Source organism: Massilia sp. NBRC 108631, assembly GCF_059704565.1.
In genome coordinates this window covers 1-22,906 of the sequence record NZ_BAAKJE010000069.1, presented here as the reverse complement: position 1 = coordinate 22,906, position 22,906 = coordinate 1, and the positions used below count along the sequence as shown (strand labels likewise).

Below are 22,906 nucleotides of genomic sequence, written 5' to 3'. Positions count from 1 at the left end.
CAAGCAGCAAAGCGAGCCTTGATGAATACCATTCCACCTGTATTTCCGCAAGGCACGGAGCCGCATCGTGCGGTGCTGCGCGCCCCGGCCGAGCAAGTGCACGCGGCCGACCTGGCCCGCCTGGCCGAACGCGACAGCGGGCCGCGCCCGCCGGGCTGGCGGATGTCGCCGCGCGCAGTGCGCAGTTTCATCATCGGCGACGACAGGCTGGACGTACGCCGCAAGTTCTACGGCGACGACGCCCTGATCGACCGTTGCATCGTCACGCTGATGAGTCAGCGCGGCCTGCTGCTGGTGGGCGAGCCCGGAACGGCCAAATCCATGCTGTCGGAACTGCTGGCGGCGGCCATCTCGGGGCAATCGGCGTGCACCGTCCAGGGCACGGCCGGCACTTCCGAAGAGCAGATCAAGTACAGCTGGAACTACGCGCTGCTGCTGGCGGAAGGGCCGACGCAGCGCGCGCTGGTGCCCGGGCCGATGTACCAGGCCATGCGCGGCGGCTGGCTGTGCCGCTTCGAGGAAGTGACGCGGGTGCAGCCCGAGATCCAGGACTGTTTAATCAGCCTGCTGTCCGACAAGGTGATCCACGTGGCCGAGCTGAACGGCGAGGATGGCACGCTGTACGCTGCCAGGGGCTTCAATGTGCTGGCCACGGCCAACCTCCGGGACCGGGGCGTGCATGAAATGTCCAGCGCCCTGAAGCGCCGCTTCAATTTTGAAACGGTGCGGCCGATCGCGGACCGGCAGCTGGAACTGAAACTGGTGCGCGAGCAGACCGAGGCCTTGTTGCGGCACGCGCAGGTGGAGGTCGAGCTGGCGCCGGAAGTGATGGAGCTGCTGGTGACGGCGTTCCAGGACATGCGGGAGGGCGCGACGGCGGAAGGCGTGGTGCTGGAGCGCGCGACGGCGGTGATGTCGTCCGCCGAAGCGGTGGCGGTGGCTTACGCGGCTTGCCTGGACGCCCACTATTTCGGCGACGGCGCCGTGGGCGGGGAGCACGTGGCGCGCCAGCTGATCGGCACGGTACTGAAGGACAATCCCGACGACGGCAAGAAGCTGCGCCATTACTTCGACGTGGTGGTCAAGCAGCGCGCCCAGCGCAGCGCGCAATGGAAGCGCGTGCTCGAAGCGCGCCGGGAACTGGAGCGCTGATGACGCATCCGGCGGACCCGCCTGGCGTGGCTGCGCTTGCCGAGGCCATGCTGGACGTGCCTGGCCTGACCCGGTTGGGCGAGTCCTTGCTGTCCGACGAGCTGGTGCTGTTCCCCGTGCGTCACCACAGTCCCGCCTGCGCGCTGCAGCTGCAGCGGCTGTTCGCCGCGCGCGGTCCGAGCATGGTGCTGGTGGAGGGGCCGGCGTCCTTCACGCCGCTGATACCGGCGCTGACGGCGCCGGAAGCGCAGGCCCCGCTGGCAATCTACACCTACGCCGTGCTGCAGGGCGGGCAGCGCCATGCTGCCTACTATCCATTTTGCGACTATTCGCCGGAGTTGCTGGCGCTGCGCGAGGCGCGCCGGCTGGGCATACCGGCGCGCTTTGTCGACCTCGATTTCGTCCAGCAGCTCCGCTTCAGCGCGGCGCACGACGATGGGCCCGACAGCGGCGGGCGTTCGCTGCTGGATGAACGGCACTACCGGCACAGCCGGTACCTCGCTGAACTGGCCAGCCGCGCCGGCTGCCGCGACCACGAGGAATTGTGGGAGCACCTGTTCGAACAGCCCGCGCCCGGCCTGGCGCTGGAGCAGCACGTCGCGAACGTGGCGGCCTATTGCGCACTGGCCCGTGCCAACGCATCCAGCGAGGAATTGATGGCGGACGGCACGCTGGCGCGGGAAGATGGCATGGCCGCCCGCATCCTTTCGGCGCTGTCCGAGCGCCGCCGGGGAGACGGGCCGGTGGTCGCCGTGCTTGGGGGCTTTCATGCCGTCGCCATGCCGGCGCTGCTGCAAGAGCGCCGCCTGCAAGCCGGCCGGTTTCCGCAAGCAGCGGAAACCGGCGTGCTGGACGCCGCCGACGCCCTGATCCGCTACAGCTTTGAACGACTGGACCGCTTGAACGGCTATGCGGCCGGCATCACCTCGCCCGGCTGGCACCAGCGCATCTGGGACCTGTTGCAGAAGCACGAGCGCGCAGGCGTGGCGGGCAAAGCGCGGGTGCGGCAGGAAGCCGCGCTGTCCACCCTGTACGAGCTGGCCGCGCAACTGCGCGACAGCCACGGCGTCGCAGTTCCCATGCCCGCGCTGGCGGCCGCCTATGAACAGGCGCTTGGCCTGGCCGCACTGCGCGGCCGCTCCGGGCCGGTGCGGGACGACGTGATGGACGCCGTCACCAGTTGCTATATCAAGGGCGACGCGGACGCGGAAGGCCGCCTGGTGCGCCAGGCAGCGCAGCGCTTGATGTGCGGCGAGCGCATGGGGACGGCGCCGCCCGGTGGCGCAGCACCGCCGCTGGTGCGCGACGTGGAGCAGCGGGCGCTGCGGCAGCGGCTCAAACTGCAGGCGGGCGGCATCCGGCGCGTGGTGCTGGACATTTACCGCCGCAGCGAACACCGCGCCACCAGCCGTCTGCTGCACGGTCTGGCCCTGCTTGAGGTGCCATTCGCTGTGCGCACGGCGGGGCCGGATTTCGTTGCCGGGCATGGGCTGGAGCGCTTGCAGGAGCACTGGGAGTACGCCTATACGCCGATGACGGAGGCGGCCCTGGTGGAAGCCTCGGTCTACGGCATGACACTGCCGCAGGCCGTCGCCAGCCGCTACGCGGCACAGCTGCAGCGCCTGCACGACAACGGCGCGGCGGATGCCGCGGCGGCCGCCGGCGCCCTGGCGCAAGGGTGCGTGTTGGGCTTGCATGCCGAGCTGCCGCGCGTACTGGCCTTGCTGCGCCAGTCGGTGGCGGCGGATGCGCGGTACGAACGCGTCACCAGCGCCGCTGTCGCCATCGCCCTGCTGTGGGAGGCGCGCGAACCGCTGGAAGCGCGGCACGCAAGCGAACTGCCGCTGGTGTTGGGCGCCGCCTACGAACGGGCCATCTACCTGGCCACGGCCAGCGCCAGCGATCCTGCCGGCGGTGCTGCAGGCAGTTCGGGTGGCGGCGCAGCGCACGACGCGCAGGCTTCTGCGCTGATGCGCTTGCGGGAACTGCTTGCCAGCGAGGCCGGCCGGGGGCTGGACGCTGCACTATTCTGGAACATGGCGCAACATGCTTTCCGCCGCCATCCCTCCGCCATGCTGCGCGGCGCCGCCGCAGGCGTGCTGTTCGGCGGCGGATACCTGGATGACGCCGCGCTGGCGGCCTCGCTGCGCGGCCACCTGGAAGGCTTGCTGGCGCCGCCCGAAGCCGTGGCCTTCCTGCGTGGCTTGCTGAGCAGTGCGCGCGAGGCGGCCTGGCAGCTGCCGGCCTTGCTGGAATCGGTCAACGGCATGCTGGCGCGCTGGCCGGAGGCCGAGTTCATCGGCTGCCTGCCGGAACTGCGCCTGGCCTTCGCCGCCATGACGCCGCGCGAGACCTGCCGCATCGCCGAAGCGGTGGCCGCGCTGCACGGCGGACAGAGTCTTGGCCAGCTGGTCCACCACGGCGTAACGGAGCGCCAGTTGCAGGCCAATCTCGCGCTGTCGCAGGCGGTGCGCACAGCGCTGGAGCAGGATGGCCTGGCCGGATGGGGAGCGGGGCATGACTAGCCAGCGCTGGCGCCTGGTGCTGGGCAAATACGCCGAAGACAGCTTGCCGGGCGGGGCCCTGGAGGGGGCGCATAGCCGCATGGACCAGGCGCTGGAGTATCTTTACGGCCGCGAATACGGCGGCCGGGGCGTGCGTCCAGGCTCCCTGGACGCGACCCAGCTTACGGTGGTGAACTGGCTGGGCGAGGTGCGCGCGCTGTTCCCGCGCGAGACGGTGGAAATCATCGAGAAGCACGCGCTGGACCGTTACGGCATGACCGAGCTGGTGACCGATCCCGACACGCTGGCGCGGCTGGAGCCCAACCAACAGCTGCTGCGCACCTTGCTGGCTTTGCGCGGCCATCTGAAAGGCGAGGTGCTGGACATGGCGCGCCGCATCGTGCGACAGGTGGTGGAGGAAATCCGCCGCAAGCTGGAGCCGGAAGTGCGCCGGACCCTGTCCGGCCGCCGCAACCGGTTCCGCCATTCGCCCATGGCACAGGCCAGCAATTTCGACGCGGCAGGCACCTTGCGCCGCAACCTGAAGCACTACAGCCTGGAACGGCGCCAGATCGTGCTGGAGCAGTTGCTGTTCTTTGAACGCAACGCGCGCCGTCTTCCTTGGGACATCATCCTGTGCGTGGACCAGAGTGGCAGCATGGCCGATTCGGTGATCCACAGCGCGGTGATGGCGGGCATATTGGCGGGTTTGCCGGCCTTCCGCGTCAAGCTGGTGGTATTCGATACCAGCGTAGTGGACCTGTCCGAGGCGGCGGACGATCCGGTGGAAACGCTGATGCGCGTGCAGTTGGGCGGCGGCACGGATATCGGCCAGGCGCTGCGCTATTGCAGCCAGCTGGTTGAAAATCCGCTGCGCACGGTGCTGGTACTGGTGACGGACTTTTGCGAAGGGGCGCCGCCGGGCGAACTGGTACGCGCAGTGCAGAAGCTGGCCGAAGCCCGCGTGCGGCTGCTTGGACTGGCGGCGCTGGACGGCAGCGCCAATCCGGTCTATGACAGACAGATGGCCGACACGCTGGCGGCATCCGGCATGGAGATCGCCGCGCTGACGCCGCAGCGCCTGGCGCACTGGCTGGTGAAGGTGGTCTCGTGAGCACGCGCCATCCTTTGCTCGGCGCGCTGGCGGCCCAGCTGGCGCGCTTTGACGACGACGCCTGGGTTGCGCTGGCAAATCGCGGCCTGTTGCGCCGCGCGCTGAAGGACCTGGAGACGCAGCAAGCCGAGATTGTGGATGACGGCGGTGCCGACCCGGCCACGCTGGCGGTGAGCATGGGCGGGCAGCGCATCCTGTTCGACGTGCGCGGGCCGGCGCAGGCGCGCTGCAGCTGCCCGGCGGCCGGCGTCTGCCAGCACATCCTGGCTGCCGCGATCGGTCTGCAGCGGATCACGGCCGGTACGCTGTCCACGGCTCCTGCGCCGCCTGGCGTGCCTCTGCCGGCCCAGGCGCCAGCCGGGGAAGGACAGGCCGAATCGGGTGACGGGCCCGTGGCGGCAGCGGACCCGGATGGTCTGGATCTCCTCGCCGCGGAGCTGCTCGCCTTGCCGGCCGAGGCCCTGACGGCGCACGCGGGCTTGGCCGGCTATCGATGGGCGTGGGAGTACGTCCAGGCGCTGGACCTGCGGCGCGGCCTGACGGTGTCCGGCGACCGCAGCATCGTGCTGGCGCTGCGCCATCCCCGTATCACCTTGCGCTACATGGGCGGCGGGCTGGCGGCGATGGTAGCCGGCAGCGCCACGACACACTTGCCCCGGATCCAGGTCGCCGCGGCGCTGGCCTTCCGCCGCCTGAACGGGGTCGAGGATGCGCCCGCCGCCGCACGGTCCGCCAAACCGTCCGCCACACTGTCCGCTTCGTCCGCCGCCGACGCCCCGCGCAGGCCGCCGCTGCAATCCAGGCAGGATGAATCGCGGCGCAGGCTGCTCGCGGCGGTGTGCGGCGCCGCCGAGGATTGCTTGAGCCTGGGCCTGTCGCACCTGTCCGACAACACGCAGCAACGCTTCAACACCCTGGCCGTGTGGGCGCAGGGCGCGGACTGTTACCGCCTGGCGCTGCTGCTGCGCCGGATCGCCGACCATGCGGCTGCGTTGCTGGCGCGCGGCGCCGGCGCCGACGAGCACCGGCTGCTGGAGCAGCTTGCACTGGCCGTCGGGCTGGCGCGCGCGCTGCAGGCGGCGGGCGAGCGGCCGCCGCAGCATTTGCTGGGCAGGGCGCGCAGCAGTTACGAGGGCGGCGGCACGCTGGATTTGCTGGGCCTGGGCGCGCACGCATGGCGCACGCCGGCCGGATACACCGGTTTGACGATGCTGTTCTGGTCCGAGTCCAGCCGCGAGTTCACCGCCTGCACCGAGGCACGCCCGGTACTGCAACGGGGGTTCAATCCGCTTGCGCGCTACCGCGCACCGGGGCCCTGGCAGGGCCTGCACGCGCCGGCGGCGGCGACCGGGCGGCTGGTCCGGCTGGTCAATCCGCAGCTCAACGACACGGGCCGGCTGTCGCCCGCCGAGCGCACCACAGCCAGCGTGGAGACAGCGGCTGGCTTCGCGGCCCGTCTGCCGGCGCGCGCGCGCTGGGCCGATATCGCGGCGCAGCGGGCGCAGTGGGGACGCAGTCTGCTGGCGGAACCGGACCCGATGCGCGACTGGTGCGTGCTGGCGCCGCGCCGCTGGGGCTTGCCCGTGTTCGACGCGGCCCGCCAGACGCTGTGCTGGACGGTGTATGACAGCCTGGATGCGCCGCTGGTGCTGGAACTGGCGTATTCGCCCTTCAACATGGCGGCCATCGAACGCATCGAGCTGCATGCGGCGCGCGGAATCGCGCCGGGCACGCTGCTGGTGGCGCGAATCGCCGATACGGCCGGGGGGCTGCTGGGCGAGCCGCTCAGCCTGGTATTGCAGGGCGACGATGGCATGCCGGTGGATTGCCTGCACTTTCCGCAGCCCGAGGCCGGCGCGGTCGCCGCAGCCGAGGGGGCTTTGCCCGCCGGGCCGCGCGGATCGGCAGCGGCAGTGGCAGGCAGCGCACGCCTGTCGCGCGGGCCGCAGCCTGCGCTGCAGCCGCTGCGCGAGTTCCGGCACTGGCTGAACCGGCAGGCCGAGCGCGGGCTGCAGGAGCACAGGCTGCCGGCCTTCGGCCGCGAGTACGCCGTCCGCAGTGCGCAGCTTGCCGCCCAAGGCCACTCGCTGTTTCAGCGCGGCGGGCCGGCAACGCCGGAGTTGCTGCTGTGGGCCTGCTATCGCTGCATGCAGCTCGACCAGCTGGCCGAGCACAGGCCCGCTGGCGCAGACCCGGACAGCTAGCGGAGCAGCCCCGGACCGGGGCGCCGTGCGCTGTCGCCCATGCGGAACTCGCCCACCAGCGCCACCAGCATGGCGGCCTGGTCCTGCAGGCTTTCGGCAGCGGCCGCCGCCTGTTCCACCAGCGCCGCATTCTGCTGGGTCACATCGTCCATCTGCACGATGGCCTGGTTGACCTGGGCGATGCCGGTGCTCTGCTCGGCGCTGGCGTTGGCGATTTCGCCGATAATGGATGTCACCCGGCCCACGCTGGCCACCACCTCGTCCATGGTGCTGCCGGCGTTGGCCACCAGCCTGCTGCCGGCCTCCACCTGCGCCACCGAGGCGTTGATCAGTTCCTTGATCTCCTTGGCGGCACTGGCGCTGCGCTGCGCCAGGTTGCGCACTTCAGAGGCCACGACCGCGAAACCGCGCCCCTGCTCGCCGGCGCGCGCCGCTTCCACGGCCGCGTTCAGCGCCAGGATATTGGTCTGGAAGGCGATGCCGTCGATCACGCTGATGATGTCCACCACCCGCCTTGACGAGTGGTTGATGGACTCCATGGTCTGCACCACTTGCGCCACCACGCCGCCGCCGCGCACCGCCACCTCGGAGGCGGAGGTGGCCAGCTGGCTGGCCTGGCGCGCATTGTCGGCGTTCTGCTTGACGGTGCTGGTCAGCTCTTCCATCGAGGCGGCGGTCTCCTCCAGCGAACTGGCTTGCTGCTCGGTGCGGGCCGACAATGCCGCGTTGCCCTGGCTGATCTCGGTGCTGGCGGTGGCCACGCTGCCGGAGGCCACGCACACCTGGGACAGCACGCCGTGGATCTTGCCGACGAACTGGTTGAAGCCGTTGCCGATGACGGCCAGTTCATCCTGGCCCTGCACGCTCAGGCGCGCGCCCAGGTCGGCATTGCCGCTGGCCAGGCCTGTCATGGCCGCGCCCAGTGTGCGCAGCGGACGCGTGAGGCGGTTGACCAGCATGATCAGCAGCGCCGCCGTGGCCAGCGCGCACAGCACCGACACCACCAGCGTATAGCCCAGCAGCTCGCGCGCCGGCGCCTTGGCCACGGCGCGCGGGAAGCTCAGCTTCACTGCCCATGGCGCGATGTCGGCGTGCAGGTACAGCGGCTGCAGCAGGTGCACCAGGCCGCTGGCGTCCTCGTATTGGTAGGGTTTGCCCTGGCGCACCTGCTCGATGCCGGCGGCAGGGATGTCGCTGGCCGGCTTGCCGGTGAGCTGCGCGTCCGGGTTGCTGGCGTACAGGCCGCCGTTCGACACCAGCGCCAGCTGGCCGCCTTCGATGGTCTTCAGTTCGGCCAAAATCTTGGCCAGCCGGGTCAGCATGAAGTCGGCGCTGGAGACGCCAATGAACTTGCCGTCCACCAGGATGGGTGCGACCAGCGACGCCATCAGCACGTCCTTGCCGTTGACAGGATAGGCATACGGCTCGGTGAAGTAGACCTTGCCGCTGCGCTTGGGAATGTCGTACCAGTCGTTGGCGCCGGGTTTGGGATCGAACACGATGGGTTCCACCGACACGGCCGAGCCATTCCGGGTCCAGTACGGCATGTAGCGGCCGGTGTCGTCGTAATGCGGCTTTTTGCCAGCGTAGTCGGCGTCCTTGCCGTCGAGGGCGTTCGGCTCGAAGGTGACAGCGGCGCCCAGCAGGTCTTCCGAGCCGAGCAAGGTGGCCTTGCTCATTTCGCCGATCTGCTCGCGCGCCAGCGGCACGCCGGCGGCCTTGGTTGCGCGCAGGGCGCCGCCGGCGTTGATCACGGCCGACAGGTTGCTGCCGATGCGGCCTTGCACGGCGGCGGCCGCTTCGCGCGCGGCGGTGTGGGCCAGCTCCATGGCGGCCGCTTCGGCCGAACTGCTGCTCTTGATGCCGGTGACGGTGGCCGTGACGGCCAGGCTGAGCACCACCAGCGCGGTGGCTGCGGCGCAGATTTTGGCGTTCAGGGACAGGGCGGCGTAGGCCTGCTTCGGACTCATGCTCATGCGTGTCGCCTTTCTTTAGAAGACTTTGGTGAGGGACAGGACTACCGTGCCGCGCGCGACGTTGGAGATGTCGAAGGCGCCGGACCGGTTCGGTATGCCCAGCGTGTAGATATCGTAGGCGTTGGTGGCGCCCTTGGCGCGGGTGTAGGCGCCGCTGATGCTCCAACCGTCCTCGAGCGCCTTGGTGAGGCCGACCTTGCCGTCCTTCCAGTCCCAGATGTGGTTGCCCGCGCCGGCCACGCGGCCGTCGCCGTAGTGCAGGTTCAGGGTGTGGCCGCCGCCCACTTCGACATTGGCGCCCAGGTCCAGGTAGCCGGTGCCGCGCGCGTCCGGAATGCCAAAGAAGTCGCGTGAAATGGTGCGGTTGTACTTGGCGTACAGGGCCCGGTAGGTCAGGCCCAGCGATACTTCGTTGTAGTGGTATCTGGTGCCCGTGGCGCGGTAGATGGCGTTCGGGTAGCGGTAAACGTAGAGCATGGCGCTGTAGCCGACGCCGCCCACGGCGCCGCTGTAGCCGCCGTAGATGTCCCACTCGACGGTAGCGCTTTCGACGAACTTGTCGCTGATGGCGGAGGCCCAGGTGCCGGCCGACAAGCCGCTGGGATGCACGTAGTCCAGCCCGCCTTGCAAGGCCGGCTTGTCCCAGGTCTGGCGGATGCCGCGCGAGACGTACTGGCTGGCCAGGGTGATGTTGGCAGTGACGGCCGGAACGGCCGGTGCCGGTGCATCGCCGGCTGCTGCGGATTCTGCCGCAGATGCCGCCTGGGCACACAGGCCGAGATAGAGCGCGGCACAGGCGTGCGCGCAGGTTTGGTGGTACGTCATGAAGATGCCCCTGGCTGAATTGTGTTAACTGCAAGCGGGGTTGGGGCTTGGCGTAGAGCAAAATTTTACAGGCTGGACAAGGAATTGGCGAATGGCCTGTTTACGGAACACAACAGTGTGTCAGGAAGTCTGCCGCGGCTCCATTGCCGCGCCGCCGGTGATCGCGGCGATCAGTGCGCGGCAGGCGGCGGACAGGCTGCGGTGCGGCGGATAGATCAGCGAAAAGCGGCGGCTGCGGCCCCAATGCTGCGGCAGCACCGGCACAAGCTCGCCGCTGCGCAGGCGCTCGTCGGCGATGAAGCGGTAAGTCTGGCAGATGCCCAGGCCCTGCCGGGCCAGCGTGACCACGCCCAGCACGTCGTCAGTGATGTGCATGCGCGCCGCAGGCAGCCAGTCCACGTCGCCGCCGCCATCGCGCAGCGGCCATGGCGCCGCCTTGCCGGTGCTGGGCATGGTGAACGGCAGGCAGGCGTGCCCGGCCAGGTCGGCTATGCTGGCGGGTGTGCCGGCGCGGGCCAGGTAGCCGGGCGAGGCCACCAGGCACAGTTGCGCATCTTCCAGCGGCCGGGCGATCAGGCCGCTATCGGGCAGCGTGCCCTGGCGGATGGCCATGTCATAGCCTTCCTGCACCAGGTCCACATTGCGGTTGGAGATGCTCAGTTCGACCAGGACGCGCGGATGCTGCTCCATGAACGGCTGCAGCAGCGCCGGCAGGCGGTAGTGGCCGTAGGTGGTGGGGGCGCTCAGGCGCACGGTGCCGGACAGTTCGCCGCCCTGGTCGCGCATCGAGCGTTCGGCGTCCGCCATCAGGCCGAAGGCGCTGCGGGCCTGGTCCAGGTAAGCCTTCCCCGCGTCGGTCAGACTGAGGCGGCGGGTGGTGCGGCGCATCAGTTGCACGCCCAGGCGGGCTTCCAGCCGGGCCACCGCGCGGCTCAGCACGGAGGCGGTCGTGCCCAGGGACACTGCGGCGGCGCTGATGGTGCCCTTGTCGGCGATGACGAGGAAGGCTTCCACGTCGCCCAGGTAGTCGAATTGGCGAGGCATTAAGCTCTTTCAAGAACAAATGATTTGAATTGGTGGCAGTTTATTGTCTCTGGCAATGGGAATAGAGTAGCGCTTATCCACTTAGCCCACAAGGAGTTTTGCCATGAAAGCTGTCATTCCTACCGCTGCTGCCCTTGCCTCGGCCGCCGTGCTCGGCCTTTGCGCCGCCGGCGCGCAAGCCGCCAACGTGCTGGTTGTGTTGTCGGACGCGTCGACGCTGGCGTTGCGCGGCCAGCGCGTCTATGAAACCGGCTTCTACGCCAACGAACTGATGCAGCCTGTCAAAAAACTGATGGACGCCGGCCACAGCATCACGTTCGCCACACCGCTGGGCAAGGCGCCCGCCGTCGACCGCAATTCGCTGGACGCCTCGCTGTTCGGCGGCGAAGCAGCCATGCGGGAACATCTGGCGCTGCTGGCGCAGCTCAAGCTGACCTCGGTATCCGCCTCGCCGGTGCTCAGCCTGGCCCGCGTGGAGCAGGGCGGCTACGCCCAGTATGACGCGGTCTATATACCGGGCGGCCACGCGCCGATGCAGGATTTGATCCGCAGCCCGGCGGTCGGCCGTTTGCTGGCCCATTTCCACAGCAGCGCCAAGCCTACCGCGCTGGTCTGCCACGGCCCGGCCGCGCTGGTGGCCGCGCTGGACCAGCCCGAAGCATTCGTTGCCAAGCTGGAATCGGGCGCCAGGGTGGACGGCAAGGGCTGGATCTATGCCGGCTACCGCATGACGGTGATCAGCAATGCGGAAGAGGAGGCCGGCAAGGGCTACCTGAATGGCGGCGTGATGAAACTGACGCCGCAGACGGCGCTGGAGCGCGCGGGCGGCAAGTACAGCAGCGGCCCGAACTGGGCGCCGCATATCGTTTCGGACCGCGAACTGATCACCGGCCAGAATCCGGCCTCGGCCGTCGGTGTGGCCGATCTGCTACTGGCCCGCTTGCCGGCAGCCGCACTGAACACTACTAAATAGCGGATTGGTATTAACATTTTGGCCCGGCTCGTGCTACTATTTCCAGCACTGTCCAGAACAGCGTACCAAGCGCCCAAACCGCAGCGCGTCCTCCGTGCAGAGCAAGCACATGCCTACCCAGCTCCGTAGGCAGCCCGAGGGAGTCAGTACTATGAGCAGCTGCAAGCGAAACAACCACGACCTGGCCAAGGTGATCGAAGAGGGCCGGCGTATAGACGCGGCCCAAGGCGCCGCGAACGCCTGGGCCTACCTGCTGGCCCATTCCGTCGACCCCAAGACCATACTGCGCGTCCTCACCGGCAATGCCGTGCGGCGCGACGCCGGTTTGCACTAGCGGGCAGGGATGCCGGCCGCTGCGGCAGGCTCACCGCCGACCAGGCGTTTCATGGCTTGGGACACCGCGCCCATTTTGTCGTCCTGCTGGTTGATATCCGAGCAACTTTCCTGCAGCGTTCTTTCGGAGGACTGCGCCGGATAGCGGCCCAACAGGCTGGAGCAGTCACAGCGCAGGCGGGCCTTCAGCTTCTTCGACTTGCGCTCCCTTAGCTCGGCGACCCAGCAGCTGTCGGCGCAGCCGCACGATTTGTAGGTCAGCACTTCCGATGCTACCGCCCACGGCACGGCATAGGTGGCTGGGGCACTGCTCGCCGAGGCGGGGTTGGCAAGCGTCAGAAGCAGCAGGGCGGCGAACAATCTCAGGGACATATTTTCCGGATTTTCATATCGGCGGCAAACGGCGCCTTCGAAAGCCAGGGGCCCGCGGCTTGTGCCGGGAGCCCCTGGGATGCTGGCTGTTCAGGCGGCGGCGCTTAGTCGCGGATTTCCAGCGCGCGGTTCAGGCTCAGTGCGGCCAGGGAGCCGACAGCGCCGGACAGCAGGTACAGGCTGACATAGGCCAGGCCGAAGTTGGCCGACAAGCCCAGCGCCACCAGCGGGGCGAAGCCCGCGCCCACCAGCCAGGCCAGGTCGGACGTCAGGGCCGCGCCGGTGTAGCGGTACTTGGTCTGGAAGTTGGCGGTCACGGCGCCGGCGGCCTGGCCGTACGACAGGCCCAGCAGCAGGAAGCCCACCATCAGGAAGATGTTCTGGCCGCTCTCGCCGCCGTCCATCAGCATCGGCACGAAGCCGCTGAACACGGCGATCAGCGCGGCCAGGGTGCCCAGCGTGGTGCGGCGGCCGAAGCGGTCGGCCAGCAGGCCGGAGACGATGATGCCGAACGCGGCCAGCACCGCGCCTATCATCTGCAGCCCCAGGAAGTCGCTCAGCGAACGGGTCGAGTACAGATTGATCCACGACAGCGGGAACACCGTCACCAGGTGGAACAGCGCGTAGCTGGCCAGCGCGGCCAGCGCGCCGATCAGCACGTTGCGGCCTTGTGAGCGGGCCAGTTCCATGACCGGGGTTGGATCCAGCTCATGCTCGTCCAGCAGCTTGGTGTATTCCGTGGTGGAAACCAGGCGCAGGCGGGCAAACAGGGCCACCACGTTGATGGCGAAGGCCACATAGAACGGGTAGCGCCAGCCCCAGCCCAGAAATTCCAGCGTGTTCAGCTCGGCCAGCAGGAAGGCGAACAGCCCGGCGGCCAGGATGAAGCCGACCGGCGCCCCCAGCTGGCCCAGCATGGCGTACCAGCCGCGCTTGTTCTTCGGCGCGCTCAGCGCCAGCAGCGACGGCAGGCCGTCCCACGAGCCGCCCTGCGCCACGCCCTGGCCGATGCGCAGCACCGACAGCATGATGATGGCCGTCATGCCCCAGTCCGCATACTCGGGCAGGAAGGCGATGCCGGCGGTGGAGGTGCCCAACAAGAACAGGGCGGCGGTGAGCTTGGCTTCGCGTCCGAAGTGCCGCTGCAGCGTCATGAACAGGATGGAGCCGAGCGGACGTGCGATAAAGGCGAACGAGAAAATGACAAAGGAGTACAGTGTGCCGTCGAGGCGGCTTTCGAAGGGGAAGAAGACTTGCGGGAAGACCAGCACCGAGGCGATGGCGTAGACGAAGAAGTCGAAGTATTCGGATGCTCGGCCTATCACAACCCCGATCGCTATCTCTCCGGGTTCGATGTGCCCATCCCTGGCATTAATATTCCGCGCCCCCTGACTGGTCTGGCGCGATGGATGTTCGGCGGGAAGATCGCCGTTGAATGTTGTCGTCGTGGCCATATTCCTTGTCTCGCTTATTAGTTGTACAACGGTCCATCCCCGGGGGTAGGACAAAGTGTCCAATGTCCAGGAGCAGCCGTTGTGGTTACAGTACCATGTTATTCATTTTATGTAACGTACATAACCGCATGAAATCTCCCTTGAACCATCGTGGATTGGCTCTTTTGCCACTGTTGTTGCTTGCAGGCTGCAACACCGTGGTGATGAACCCGTCCGGCGATATCGCCGCGCAGCAGGCCCGCCTTGTGGTGGTGTCCACCTTGCTGATGCTGCTGATTGTCGTCCCAGTCATCGCACTGACCCTGTTCTTTGCGTGGAAGTATCGCCAAAGCAACACTAAAGCCAAATATGAACCCGATTGGGATCATTCCACCAAGCTCGAACTGGTGATCTGGGGCGCACCGCTGCTGATCATCATCGTGCTGGGCTTGCTGACCTGGATCAGCACCCACAAGCTGGACCCCTACCGTCCGCTGGACCGCATTGACGAGAAGCGTCCGCTGGCCGCCGGCGTCAAGCCGCTGGAAGTGCAGGTGGTGGCGCTGGACTGGAAATGGCTGTTCATTTATCCGGAGCAGGGCATCGCCACGGTGAATGAGCTGGTGACGCCGGTCGATGTGCCTGTACGTTTCAAGATTACCGCCTCGAACGTGATGAATGCCTTCTATGTGCCAGCGCTGGCCGGCATGATTTACGCGATGCCGAGCATGGAGACGCAGCTGAACGCCATCATCAACAAGCCTGGCGTATACGACGGCTTCTCGGCCAACTTCAGCGGCGCCGGCTTCTCGCACATGCGTTTCAAGTACCACGGCGTGAGCAACGCGGACTTCGACACCTGGGTGGCCAAGGTCAAGGCCTCCGGCGCCACCGGCAGCGTCGCGCTGGACCGCGCCAACTACCAGGTGCTGGAAAAGCCGAGCGAAAAAGAGCCGGTGCGCTACTACCCGACCGTTTCTGCAGACCTGTACGACGCGATCCTGAACCGCTGCGTCGGCGACGGCACCACCTGCATGAACAAGATGATGGCGGATGACATCGTGCGCGCGAAAACCGCGGCCGAGCTGTGCAATACGCCGACTCCCGTGCCTAATCTTTCCATGAAGAGCAACAATGCAACACGATACTGATCTCATCTTCGGACGGCTGAGCTGGGAAGCGATTCCCTTCCACGAGCCTATCCTGCTGGCGACCTTCGCCGGCGTAGTGCTGGGCGGCATAGGCCTGCTCGGCGCCATTTCCTACTTCCGCCTGTGGGGCAACCTGTGGACGAACTGGATCACCAGTATCGACCATAAGAAAATCGGCATCATGTACATGATCCTGGGCCTGATCATGCTGCTGCGCGGCTTCGCCGACGCGCTGATGATGCGCGCCCAGCAAGCCATGTCCTTCGGCGACTCGGCCGGCTTCCTGCCGCCGCACCACTACGACCAGGTCTTCACCGCCCACGGCGTGATCATGATCTTCTTCGTGGCGATGCCGTTCGTGACCGGCCTGATGAACTACGTGGTGCCGCTGCAGATCGGCGCGCGCGACGTGGCCTTCCCGTTCCTGAACAACTTCTCCTTCTGGATGACCGCCTTCGGCGCGATCCTGGTGATGGCGTCGCTGTTCGTGGGCGAATTCGCCCGCACCGGCTGGCTGGCCTATCCGCCGCTGTCGGGCATCCTGGCTTCGCCCGACGTCGGGGTGGACTATTACATCTGGTCATTACAGGTGGCCGGGGTGGGGACGCTGCTGTCCGGCGTCAACCTGGTGGTCACCATCGTGAAGATGCGCGCGCCCGGCATGGACATGATGAAGATGCCGGTGTTCACCTGGACCGCCCTGTGCACCAACGCGCTGATCGTGGCCGTGTTCCCTGTGCTGACCGCCGTGCTGGGCATGCTGTCGCTGGACCGCACCTTCGGCACCAACTTCTTCACCAACGAGCTGGGCGGCAACCCCATGCTGTACGTGAACCTGATCTGGATCTGGGGCCACCCCGAGGTGTACATCCTGGTGCTGCCGGTGTTCGGCGTGTTCTCGGAAATCGTCTCGACCTACTGCGGCAAGCGCCTGTTCGGCTACACCTCCATGGTGTATGCGACCGTCGTGATCACCATCCTGTCCTACCTGGTCTGGCTGCACCACTTCTTCACCATGGGCTCCGGCGCCAGCGTGAACTCGTTCTTCGGCATTACCACGATGATTATCTCGATCCCGACCGGGGCCAAGATCTTCAACTGGCTGTTTACCATGTACCGCGGCCGCATCCGCTTTGAAGTGCCGATGCTGTGGACCATCGGTTTCATCATCACCTTCGTCATCGGCGGCATGACCGGCGTGCTGCTGGCCGTGCCTCCGGCCGACTTCGTGCTGCACAACTCGCTGTTCCTGATTGCGCACTTCCACAACGTCATCATCGGCGGCGTGGTGTTTGGCGTGTTCGCCGCCATCAACTACTGGTTCCCGAAAGCGTTCGGCTACAAGCTCAACGAGTACTGGGGCAAGTGGTCGTTCTGGCTGTGGTTCGTGGGCTTCTACTTCGCCTTCATGCCGCTGTACGTGCTGGGCCTGATGGGCGTGACCCGCCGCATGAGCCACTTCGACGATCCATCGCTGCAGATCTGGTTCCAGATCGCCGCCGTGGGCGCGGTGATGATCGCCGGCGGTATTGGCGCCATGCTGATGCAGTTCTGGGTTTCGTTCCGCGACCGCAAGCAGAACCTGGACGTCACCGGCGACCCATGGAACGGCCGCACGCTGGAATGGTCGACCTCGTCGCCGCCGCCGGACTACAACTTCGCGTTCACCCCGCGTGTGCATGACAACGACACCTGGGCCGACATGAAGAAGAACGGCTACCAGCGTCCGCTGAAGGACTACGTGGCGATCCACATGCCCAAGAACACCTGGGCCGGCTTCGCCATCGCGGCGATCAGCGGCCTGGTCGGCTTCGCGCTGATCTGGCAGATGTGGATCCTGGCAGGGCTGTCGTTCGCCGCCATGCTGGCAACCATCATTGTTCACACGTTTAACTACAAACGCGATTACTACATTCCTGCGGACGAAGTGGTCCGCACCGAAAATGCTCGCACCCAACTGCTGAATGCCCATGTCTGACGCCACTTTGAACCCAAGCTCGCGCTACTTCGTGCGCGAGCACCATCCGGAAAACGGCACCTTGCTCGGTTTCTGGATCTACCTGATGAGCGATTGCCTGATCTTCGCCGTCCTGTTTGCAACCTACGCCGTGCTGGGCCGCAACTACGCGGGCGGCCCGACCGGCGCCGAGCTGTTCGACCTGAAGCTGGTGGCATTGAACACCTCGATGCTGCTGCTGTCGTCGATCACCTACGGCTTCGCCATGCTGGAAGCGGGCCGCAAACGCCTGGGCGCCACCATGGGCTGGCTGATCGTCACCGGCCTGTTCGGTGCGGCCTTCATCTCGCTGGAACTGTACGAATTCATGCACCTGCTGCATGAAAACGCCGGTCCGCAGCGCAGCGCCTTCCTGACCTCGTTCTGGGCGCTGGTGGCCACCCACGGCCTGCACGTGACGTTCGGCATCGTGTGGCTGGTCACGCTGCTGTTCCAGCTGAAAAAGCACGGCCTGACGCATGAAAACATGCGCCGCATGACCTGCCTGTCGATGTTCTGGCACTTCCTGGACGTGGTCTGGATCGGCGTGTTCACCTTTGTTTACCTGATGGGAGTTCTGCCATGAGCGATCACAATCACGAGCACCATGGCCATGACGATCACGGCCACCACGGCCATGGCGACCACAACCACGGCAGCCTGAAGTCGTACACCATCGGCTTCATCCTGTCAGTGATCCTGACCGCCATTCCGTTCTGGCTGGTGATGGGCAATGTGTTCGCCAACCCGGCCACCACCGCCTTCACCATCCTCGGCTTCGCCGCCGTGCAGATCGTGGTCCACATGGTCTACTTCCTGCACATGAACGCCAAAGTGGAGGGCGGCTGGTCGATGCTGGCCATGATGTTCACGCTGATCCTGGTGGTCATCGTGCTGGCCGGCTCGATCTGGGTCATGTACCACATGAACACCAACATGATGCCGGGCATGGACGCGCACCAAATGCGCAACATGCCATGATGTCCGCACCGCGCACCCCCGCCGCGCTGCGTCTGCGTTCCGCAGGCCTGCGCTACACGCTGGTGGGCTGCGCGGTGCTCGTTATTGCGGTACTGCTCGCGCTGGGCACCTGGCAAGTCCAGCGCCTGCAATGGAAACTGGCTCTGATCGAACGCGTCAACGCGCGCGTGCACGCGGAGCCGGTGCCCGCCCCCGGCCAGCAGGACTGGGCCAAGGTCTCTGCGCAGGCCGATGAATACAAGCATGTCCACCTGACGGGCATGCTGCTCCCCGAATACTCCACCAAAGCGCAGGCGACCACCGAACGTGGCCCTGGCTATTGGCTGCTGACGCCGCTGTGCCTGGCGGACGGCAGCAACGGCGTCAGCATTGTCATGGTCAACCGCGGCTTCCTGCCGCTGGACGCTGCCGCCCGAGTCGAATCCAGCCTGTCCAACAGCGTGCCCGCCGGCAGCGACGCCTGTGCCGCCGCCGCGCTGGCCGGCCGCGCTGCGGTGCGCCTGAACGGCTTGCTGCGCATCAGCGAAGTGGGCAAGGGCCCGATGGGCCTGCGCGCCAACGAGCCGGCGCAAAACCGCTGGTACGCGCGCGACGTGCACGCCATGGCGGCCGCGCGCGGCTTGCACACGGCGCGCGTGGCGCCTTACTTCGTCGATGTCGACGCCGGCCAGTACGTGGCCGACCTGGACCCGGCCGCGCGCCCTTACGGCGGCATGACGGTTATTTCTTTCCCCAACAATCATCTGGTTTATGCTCTCACCTGGTACGCGCTGGCTGTTATGATGGCGGCCGCGCTGGCGTGGGTGATCCGCGACGAGCGCCGCCGCGCGCGCAGGGACGGCGCGGACGCATAAACCGGGCGAGGGATGATGTCGGGCCAAATACTTTCGATAGCAAAATTGCCGTCCTTCCTGGCCCAGGCCAGCGCGGGACAGGCGGCAGGGCACCAGAACATGCAGCAGCTGATCCAGCTGCGCTGGATCGCCGTGGTCGGCCAGGTGACCACCATCGCGGTGGTGGCCTGGGGCTTCGGCATCAAGCTGCCGCTGGTGTATATGCTGGAAGTGCTGGCCTGCCTGATTGCCTTCAACGTGGCCAGCCAGCTGCGCTGGCATGAAAAATGGGCGGTGTCGAACGCCGAACTGTTCATCGCCATGCTGGTGGACGTGGCCAGTCTCACGGCCCAGCTCTACCTGAGCGGCGGCACCTCCAATCCCTTCGTCTACCTCTACCTGCTGCAGGTGATCCTGAGCGCGGTGCTGCTGGAGGCGTGGTCGACCTGGACCATCGTCGCCATCGCCAGCGCCTGCCTGGCCGGGCTGTCGGTGTGGTCCAAGCCGATCGCGCTGCCGCTGTTCCACGAGCGCGGCTACTTCAGCCTGTACATCCAGGGCATGCTGATCTGCTTCGCGCTCAACGCGGCGCTGCTGGTGGTGTTCATCACCCGCATCATGAGCAATCTGCGCGCCGGCGACGCCATGCTGGCCAGCATGCGCCAGCGCGCCGCCGAGGAAGAGCACATTGTCCGCATGGGCCTGCTCGCCTCGGGCGCCGCGCACGAACTGGGCACGCCGCTGGCCACCTTGTCGGTCATACTGGGGGACTGGCGCCGCATGCCCGAATTTAGCAAGCATCCCGAACTGCTGGAGGAAATCGGCGAAATGCAGGCCCAGCTGGCGCGCTGCAAGTCCATCGTCAGCGGCATTTTGCTGTCGGCGGGCGAGGCGCGCGGGGAGTCGTCGGCGCGCACCACCATCAACACCTTCCTTGACGAACTGGTGCAGGAGTGGCGCGCCAGCCGCCCGGTGGCCGCGTTCGAGTACGATAACCGGATCGCGGACTTGCCGGTGGTGTTCGACTCGGCGCTGAAACAAATGATCTGCAATGTGCTGGACAATGCGCTGGAAGCGTCGCCGGACTGGATCAGGCTGGAAGCCGCCTGCGACGATGGCGCGCTGAAGCTGCTGGTCAGCGACAACGGCCCGGGCTTCGCGCCCGGGATCCTGGAGCAGTTCGGCAAGCCCTACAATTCGAGCAAAGAGGCGCCCGGCCGCGGCCTGGGGCTGTTCCTGACGGTGAACGTGGCGCGCACCCTGGGCGGCACGGTTAGCGCCAGCAACCGTCCCGAAGGCGGCGCGGCCGTCCAGTTGAGCTTGCCGCTTACGGCCATCGCAGTGGAAGAGGAATAGGCATGAGCGCAGAAGAGGCATCAGGGCAGGAAGCGGCTGAGGTACGCCAGCTCATCATTATCGAAGACGACGCTGCCTTCGCGCGCACGCTGGGCCGTTCGTTCGAGCGGCGCGGCTACCAGGTGCTGCTGGCGGCCAGCCTGGAGGAAGCCGAAGCGCTGCTGGAGGAGCATTCGCCCGGCTACGCGGTGGTCGATCTCAAGCTCAAGAACAACACGTCCGGCCTGCTGTGCGTGCAGATGCTGCACGCGCACGACCCGGACATGCTGATCGTGGTGCTGACCGGCTTCGCCAGCATCAACACGGCGGTCGAGGCAATCAAGCTGGGCGCCTGCCAATACCTGGCCAAGCCCTCCAACACGGACGACATCGAAGCGGCCTTCGCCCACGTGGCCGGCAGCGCCGGCGTCGAGATGACCAACCGCTCCACGTCGATCAAGACGCTGGAGTGGGAGCGCATCCACGAAGTGCTGGCCGAGACCGACTTCAACATCTCCGAAGCGGCGCGCCGCCTCGGCATGCACCGCCGCACGCTGGCGCGCAAGCTGGAAAAGCAGCGCGTCAAGTAGGCGCCTGGCGCGGCGCCTAAGCCTTGCCCTCGGCGCCGCCCTCCATGCGGGCCCGCGCCAGCGCCCATTCAAAGTCCTGCACCATGTCGTTCAGGCCGCGCGCGGTCACTTGCGGCAAGTCGGACTCCATCAGCGGCGCCGGCGCGGCGACCGGCCCCTTGGCGTACACGATTTCCCCACCCGTCGCCTTGGACAGTTCGGCCAGCCGCGTTGTGGCCAGCGGCAGGCCATAGCCGTCTTGCGTCAGCTTGACCCCGAGCTTGTGCACCGTGCCGGCGGCGCCCGACGCATACACGGTGGCCACCACCTCGCCGTTGGTGACGATCTGCGCGTAGACCCGATCCGGGTTGTCCCTGGCGTGGCGCACCGCGGCCGCTTCGCGGGCCTGCATCTGCGCCTCGCGCAGCTGCAATTCCGCCACCTGCTCGGGCGTGGCGGGCAGCACGAAGCCCGGCTTGTCTTTGGCCAGGTCGGCGATGGAGGCCACAGGGCCTTGCACGCGGAAGGAATTGCTGGATTCGATACGGGACATACGGCCATCTCCCTGATTGTCTGGTAACGGAAAGTGTACATCGATTCCAGCGGTGGACAAGCGGTCATTCTTCCGGGTAAGATGATTTTTTTGCTAACTACGCGGAGACGAGCTTGATCAGCCAAAAACTGAGGCATCCAGCCGCCGTGGCGCTGCTGGCGATGGCCGGCCTGCAAGGACAGGCGCTGGCAGCCGATCAGGCCCGGGCCAAAGGCGCCGGCGGCGCGGCGCCGACTGCCGCCGTTGCCGATTTCAGCCAGTGCGACAAGCCTGTCTGGCCGCAGGAAGCCTTGCGCCGCGAGCAGACCGGGGTGGTGACGATGGCGTTCAAGATCGGCGCCGACGGCAGCGTCGAGGAATCCAAGGTCACCAAGTCCAGCGGCTACCCGCTGCTGGACGAGGCGGCGCGCTTCGGCATTGCAAAATGCAAGTTTCAGCCAGGCACCCACAACGGCAAGCCGCAGTCCGCGTGGATGCAGATGCAGTACGTGTGGACGCTGAAGGATGATGCCAAGGACCCGGCGGCGCAGGCGGTCTATGCCGAGACCCGCGCGGCCGCTGAAGCGGGCGATGGCGACGCGCAGCTCAAGCTGGGCATGATGCTCCAGCAAGGAAAGGGCGTGCAGCGCGACGATGTACAGGCGCTGGAGTGGCTGAGCAAAGCGGCCGAGGCCGGCAGCGCAGAGGCGCAGTTCAGGATCGCCTCGCTGTTCCTGGCCCGGGAAAGCGGAGCGGTCACCGCCCAGCAGGCGCATGCGTGGCTGCTGAAGGCTGCCGAACAAGGCCACGCGATGGCCATGATGGGCCTGGCCGGACTGTACGCGACCGGAAAAGGCACGGCCAGGGACCCGGAGCAAGCCTTCGTCTGGCTGCGCAAGGCGGCGGACGCCGGCGTGATCCGCGCCTATGCCGCGCTGGCCTGGGCTTACCAGACCGGCAACGGCGTCGAGCGCGACCCTGAAGAGGCGCTGCGCCTGCTGCGCCAGGGCGCAGAGCTGGACGATCCGGTGGCGGTGCAGGGGCTGGGGTTCGAACTGTACCGCTCCCAGTCGCCGCGCGACCACGAGGAAGCCGTGCCGCTGCTGCAGAAGGCGGCCGACAAGGGCTGGGCTCCCGCGCAGACCTTGCTGGGCAAGGCCTACCGCGAAGGGCGCGGCGTGCCGGCCGACACCGAGCTGGGCAGCGAATGGATCCGCAAGGCCGCAGCGCAAAGCCACCTCGAGGCGCAGTACCTGATGGCCGAGCTGCTGGAGCAGGGCAGCGGCGTGCGCAAGGATGACGCGGAGGCGCTGCGCCTGTACGAGCTGGCGGCGAAACGCGGCTGGGCGCCGGCCGTGCTGCGCATGGTCAAAGTGGCCGAGCGCGGCGAACTGGGCCGGCCGGTGGACGTGGCCGCTGCGGCGCAGTGGCGCGGGCGGCTGCCCGCCGCGCGGGCCCCGCAATAGGGACGGACCATGGGGCCGCCGTCGCCTAAGCCGTTGCGCTCCGCGCCGTGGATCGCGGCCGGCGCGCTGGCCGCGCTGGCCGCGCTGGCCGCCGGCGCCGCCGTTTCGCTGGG

General features: G+C 67.1%; 20 protein-coding genes. 14 read left to right on the top strand and 6 right to left on the bottom strand.

Going from position 1 to position 22,906, the window contains the following annotated elements; all coding sequences use genetic code 11:
• Positions 1-21: 21 nt before the first annotated feature.
• The 4 genes from AC6H42_RS08625 to AC6H42_RS08610 are packed head-to-tail and all read left to right on the top strand — an operon-like array spanning position 22 to position 6,974.
• Complete coding sequence (locus tag AC6H42_RS08625) at positions 22-1,152, top strand: ATP-binding protein (protein ID WP_057156421.1); 1,131 nt, start codon at positions 22-24, stop codon at positions 1,150-1,152.
• Positions 1,152-3,677: a DUF5682 family protein gene (locus tag AC6H42_RS08620; protein WP_497547836.1), complete on the top strand. Its 2,526-nt coding sequence runs from the start codon at positions 1,152-1,154 to the stop codon at positions 3,675-3,677. Before AC6H42_RS08625 ends, AC6H42_RS08620 begins: the two co-directional genes overlap by 1 nt.
• Positions 3,670-4,770 carry a VWA domain-containing protein gene (locus AC6H42_RS08615; protein ID WP_497547835.1) on the top strand — a complete coding sequence of 367 codons (1,101 nt, stop codon included), beginning with the start codon at positions 3,670-3,672 and terminating at the stop codon, positions 4,768-4,770. The genes AC6H42_RS08620 and AC6H42_RS08615 overlap by 8 nt, the downstream gene beginning before the upstream one ends.
• Positions 4,767-6,974, top strand: coding sequence for a YehQ C-terminal OB-fold domain-containing protein (locus AC6H42_RS08610; protein WP_497547834.1), 2,208 nt, complete (start codon positions 4,767-4,769; stop codon positions 6,972-6,974). Before AC6H42_RS08615 ends, AC6H42_RS08610 begins: the two co-directional genes overlap by 4 nt.
• Here the strand turns inward: AC6H42_RS08610 and AC6H42_RS08605 are convergent.
• The 3 genes from AC6H42_RS08605 to AC6H42_RS08595 all read right to left on the bottom strand — a co-directional run bounded on the left by AC6H42_RS08605 (position 6,971) and on the right by AC6H42_RS08595 (position 10,819).
• The gene (locus AC6H42_RS08605; RefSeq protein WP_497547833.1) at positions 6,971-8,950 is read right to left on the bottom strand and encodes a methyl-accepting chemotaxis protein; all 1,980 of its coding nucleotides are present in this window, start codon (positions 8,948-8,950) and stop codon (positions 6,971-6,973) included. The two genes, AC6H42_RS08610 and AC6H42_RS08605, sit on opposite strands and share 4 nt — an antisense overlap.
• A gap of 15 nt (positions 8,951-8,965) precedes the next feature.
• Positions 8,966-9,775 (bottom strand): TorF family putative porin, encoded by an 810-nt coding sequence (locus tag AC6H42_RS08600; RefSeq protein WP_057156427.1) that lies wholly within the window; start codon positions 9,773-9,775, stop codon positions 8,966-8,968.
• A 120-nt stretch (positions 9,776-9,895) separates the two neighbouring features.
• Complete coding sequence (locus AC6H42_RS08595; protein ID WP_497547832.1) at positions 9,896-10,819, bottom strand: LysR family transcriptional regulator; 924 nt, start codon at positions 10,817-10,819, stop codon at positions 9,896-9,898.
• A 103-nt stretch (positions 10,820-10,922) separates the two neighbouring features.
• Between AC6H42_RS08595 and AC6H42_RS08590 the strand changes: the two genes are divergently transcribed.
• On the top strand, positions 10,923-11,792 hold the full coding sequence (locus tag AC6H42_RS08590; RefSeq protein ID WP_497547831.1) for a type 1 glutamine amidotransferase domain-containing protein: 870 nt from the start codon (positions 10,923-10,925) through the stop codon (positions 11,790-11,792).
• 151 nt (positions 11,793-11,943) lie between these two features.
• Complete coding sequence (locus AC6H42_RS08585; protein WP_057156432.1) at positions 11,944-12,126, top strand: hypothetical protein; 183 nt, start codon at positions 11,944-11,946, stop codon at positions 12,124-12,126.
• Here the strand turns inward: AC6H42_RS08585 and AC6H42_RS08580 are convergent.
• Both AC6H42_RS08580 and AC6H42_RS08575 read right to left on the bottom strand, forming a co-directional pair.
• Positions 12,123-12,497, bottom strand: coding sequence for a hypothetical protein (locus AC6H42_RS08580; protein ID WP_157201008.1), 375 nt, complete (start codon positions 12,495-12,497; stop codon positions 12,123-12,125). The genes AC6H42_RS08585 and AC6H42_RS08580 overlap by 4 nt on opposite strands.
• Before the next feature lie 104 nt (positions 12,498-12,601).
• A complete protein-coding gene (locus AC6H42_RS08575; RefSeq protein ID WP_057156434.1) occupies positions 12,602-13,951 on the bottom strand; it encodes an MFS transporter in 1,350 nt (449 codons plus the stop codon).
• Positions 13,952-14,079: 128 nt separating this feature from the next.
• On the opposite strand from AC6H42_RS08575, the gene cyoA reads away from it, so the two are divergent.
• The 7 genes from cyoA to AC6H42_RS08540 all read left to right on the top strand — a co-directional run bounded on the left by cyoA (position 14,080) and on the right by AC6H42_RS08540 (position 20,816).
• The gene (cyoA, locus tag AC6H42_RS08570; protein WP_082551923.1) at positions 14,080-15,081 is read left to right on the top strand and encodes a ubiquinol oxidase subunit II; all 1,002 of its coding nucleotides are present in this window, start codon (positions 14,080-14,082) and stop codon (positions 15,079-15,081) included.
• Entirely contained in the window at positions 15,065-17,059 is a 1,995-nt protein-coding gene (cyoB, locus tag AC6H42_RS08565; RefSeq protein ID WP_057156435.1) for a cytochrome o ubiquinol oxidase subunit I, read from the top strand. The genes cyoA and cyoB overlap by 17 nt, the downstream gene beginning before the upstream one ends.
• Positions 17,052-17,663 (top strand): cytochrome o ubiquinol oxidase subunit III, encoded by a 612-nt coding sequence (gene cyoC, locus AC6H42_RS08560; protein WP_057156436.1) that lies wholly within the window; start codon positions 17,052-17,054, stop codon positions 17,661-17,663. Before cyoB ends, cyoC begins: the two co-directional genes overlap by 8 nt.
• Complete coding sequence (cyoD, locus tag AC6H42_RS08555) at positions 17,660-18,058, top strand: cytochrome o ubiquinol oxidase subunit IV (protein ID WP_057156437.1); 399 nt, start codon at positions 17,660-17,662, stop codon at positions 18,056-18,058. Before cyoC ends, cyoD begins: the two co-directional genes overlap by 4 nt.
• The gene (locus AC6H42_RS08550; RefSeq protein ID WP_057156438.1) at positions 18,055-18,912 is read left to right on the top strand and encodes an SURF1 family protein; all 858 of its coding nucleotides are present in this window, start codon (positions 18,055-18,057) and stop codon (positions 18,910-18,912) included. The genes cyoD and AC6H42_RS08550 overlap by 4 nt, the downstream gene beginning before the upstream one ends.
• Positions 18,913-19,011: 99 nt before the next feature.
• Positions 19,012-20,247: an ATP-binding protein gene (locus tag AC6H42_RS08545; protein WP_497547848.1), complete on the top strand. Its 1,236-nt coding sequence runs from the start codon at positions 19,012-19,014 to the stop codon at positions 20,245-20,247.
• A gap of 2 nt (positions 20,248-20,249) precedes the next feature.
• Positions 20,250-20,816 carry a response regulator transcription factor gene (locus AC6H42_RS08540; protein WP_057156439.1) on the top strand — a complete coding sequence of 189 codons (567 nt, stop codon included), beginning with the start codon at positions 20,250-20,252 and terminating at the stop codon, positions 20,814-20,816.
• 16 nt (positions 20,817-20,832) lie between these two features.
• Here AC6H42_RS08540 and AC6H42_RS08535 read toward each other — a convergent pair whose 3' ends face one another.
• On the bottom strand, positions 20,833-21,348 hold the full coding sequence (locus tag AC6H42_RS08535) for a hypothetical protein (protein WP_057156440.1): 516 nt from the start codon (positions 21,346-21,348) through the stop codon (positions 20,833-20,835).
• A gap of 113 nt (positions 21,349-21,461) precedes the next feature.
• Between AC6H42_RS08535 and AC6H42_RS08530 the strand changes: the two genes are divergently transcribed.
• Entirely contained in the window at positions 21,462-22,793 is a 1,332-nt protein-coding gene (locus AC6H42_RS08530; RefSeq protein ID WP_057156441.1) for a TonB family protein, read from the top strand.
• Positions 22,794-22,906: the final 113 nt, after the last annotated feature.

Excerpts from the sequence above, each read along its gene's own strand:
- AC6H42_RS08605 (WP_497547833.1), bottom strand. The coding sequence starts at position 8,950 with ATGAGCATGAGTCCGAAGCAGGCCTACGCCGCCCTGTCCCTGAACGCC.
- cyoD (WP_057156437.1), top strand. The coding sequence starts at position 17,660 with ATGAGCGATCACAATCACGAGCACCATGGCCATGACGATCACGGCCAC.
- AC6H42_RS08585 (WP_057156432.1), top strand. The coding sequence starts at position 11,944 with ATGAGCAGCTGCAAGCGAAACAACCACGACCTGGCCAAGGTGATCGAA.
- AC6H42_RS08590 (WP_497547831.1), top strand. The coding sequence starts at position 10,923 with ATGAAAGCTGTCATTCCTACCGCTGCTGCCCTTGCCTCGGCCGCCGTG.
- AC6H42_RS08615 (WP_497547835.1), top strand. The coding sequence starts at position 3,670 with ATGACTAGCCAGCGCTGGCGCCTGGTGCTGGGCAAATACGCCGAAGAC.
- AC6H42_RS08535 (WP_057156440.1), bottom strand. The coding sequence starts at position 21,348 with ATGTCCCGTATCGAATCCAGCAATTCCTTCCGCGTGCAAGGCCCTGTG.
- cyoB (WP_057156435.1), top strand. The coding sequence starts at position 15,065 with ATGCAACACGATACTGATCTCATCTTCGGACGGCTGAGCTGGGAAGCG.
- cyoC (WP_057156436.1), top strand. The coding sequence starts at position 17,052 with ATGTCTGACGCCACTTTGAACCCAAGCTCGCGCTACTTCGTGCGCGAG.
- AC6H42_RS08545 (WP_497547848.1), top strand. The coding sequence starts at position 19,012 with ATGCAGCAGCTGATCCAGCTGCGCTGGATCGCCGTGGTCGGCCAGGTG.
- AC6H42_RS08625 (WP_057156421.1), top strand. The coding sequence starts at position 22 with ATGAATACCATTCCACCTGTATTTCCGCAAGGCACGGAGCCGCATCGT.
- AC6H42_RS08595 (WP_497547832.1), bottom strand. The coding sequence starts at position 10,819 with ATGCCTCGCCAATTCGACTACCTGGGCGACGTGGAAGCCTTCCTCGTC.
- AC6H42_RS08575 (WP_057156434.1), bottom strand. The coding sequence starts at position 13,951 with ATGGCCACGACGACAACATTCAACGGCGATCTTCCCGCCGAACATCCA.
- AC6H42_RS08600 (WP_057156427.1), bottom strand. The coding sequence starts at position 9,775 with ATGACGTACCACCAAACCTGCGCGCACGCCTGTGCCGCGCTCTATCTC.
- AC6H42_RS08540 (WP_057156439.1), top strand. The coding sequence starts at position 20,250 with ATGAGCGCAGAAGAGGCATCAGGGCAGGAAGCGGCTGAGGTACGCCAG.
- AC6H42_RS08580 (WP_157201008.1), bottom strand. The coding sequence starts at position 12,497 with ATGTCCCTGAGATTGTTCGCCGCCCTGCTGCTTCTGACGCTTGCCAAC.
- AC6H42_RS08620 (WP_497547836.1), top strand. The coding sequence starts at position 1,152 with ATGACGCATCCGGCGGACCCGCCTGGCGTGGCTGCGCTTGCCGAGGCC.
- AC6H42_RS08550 (WP_057156438.1), top strand. The coding sequence starts at position 18,055 with ATGATGTCCGCACCGCGCACCCCCGCCGCGCTGCGTCTGCGTTCCGCA.
- cyoA (WP_082551923.1), top strand. The coding sequence starts at position 14,080 with ATGAAATCTCCCTTGAACCATCGTGGATTGGCTCTTTTGCCACTGTTG.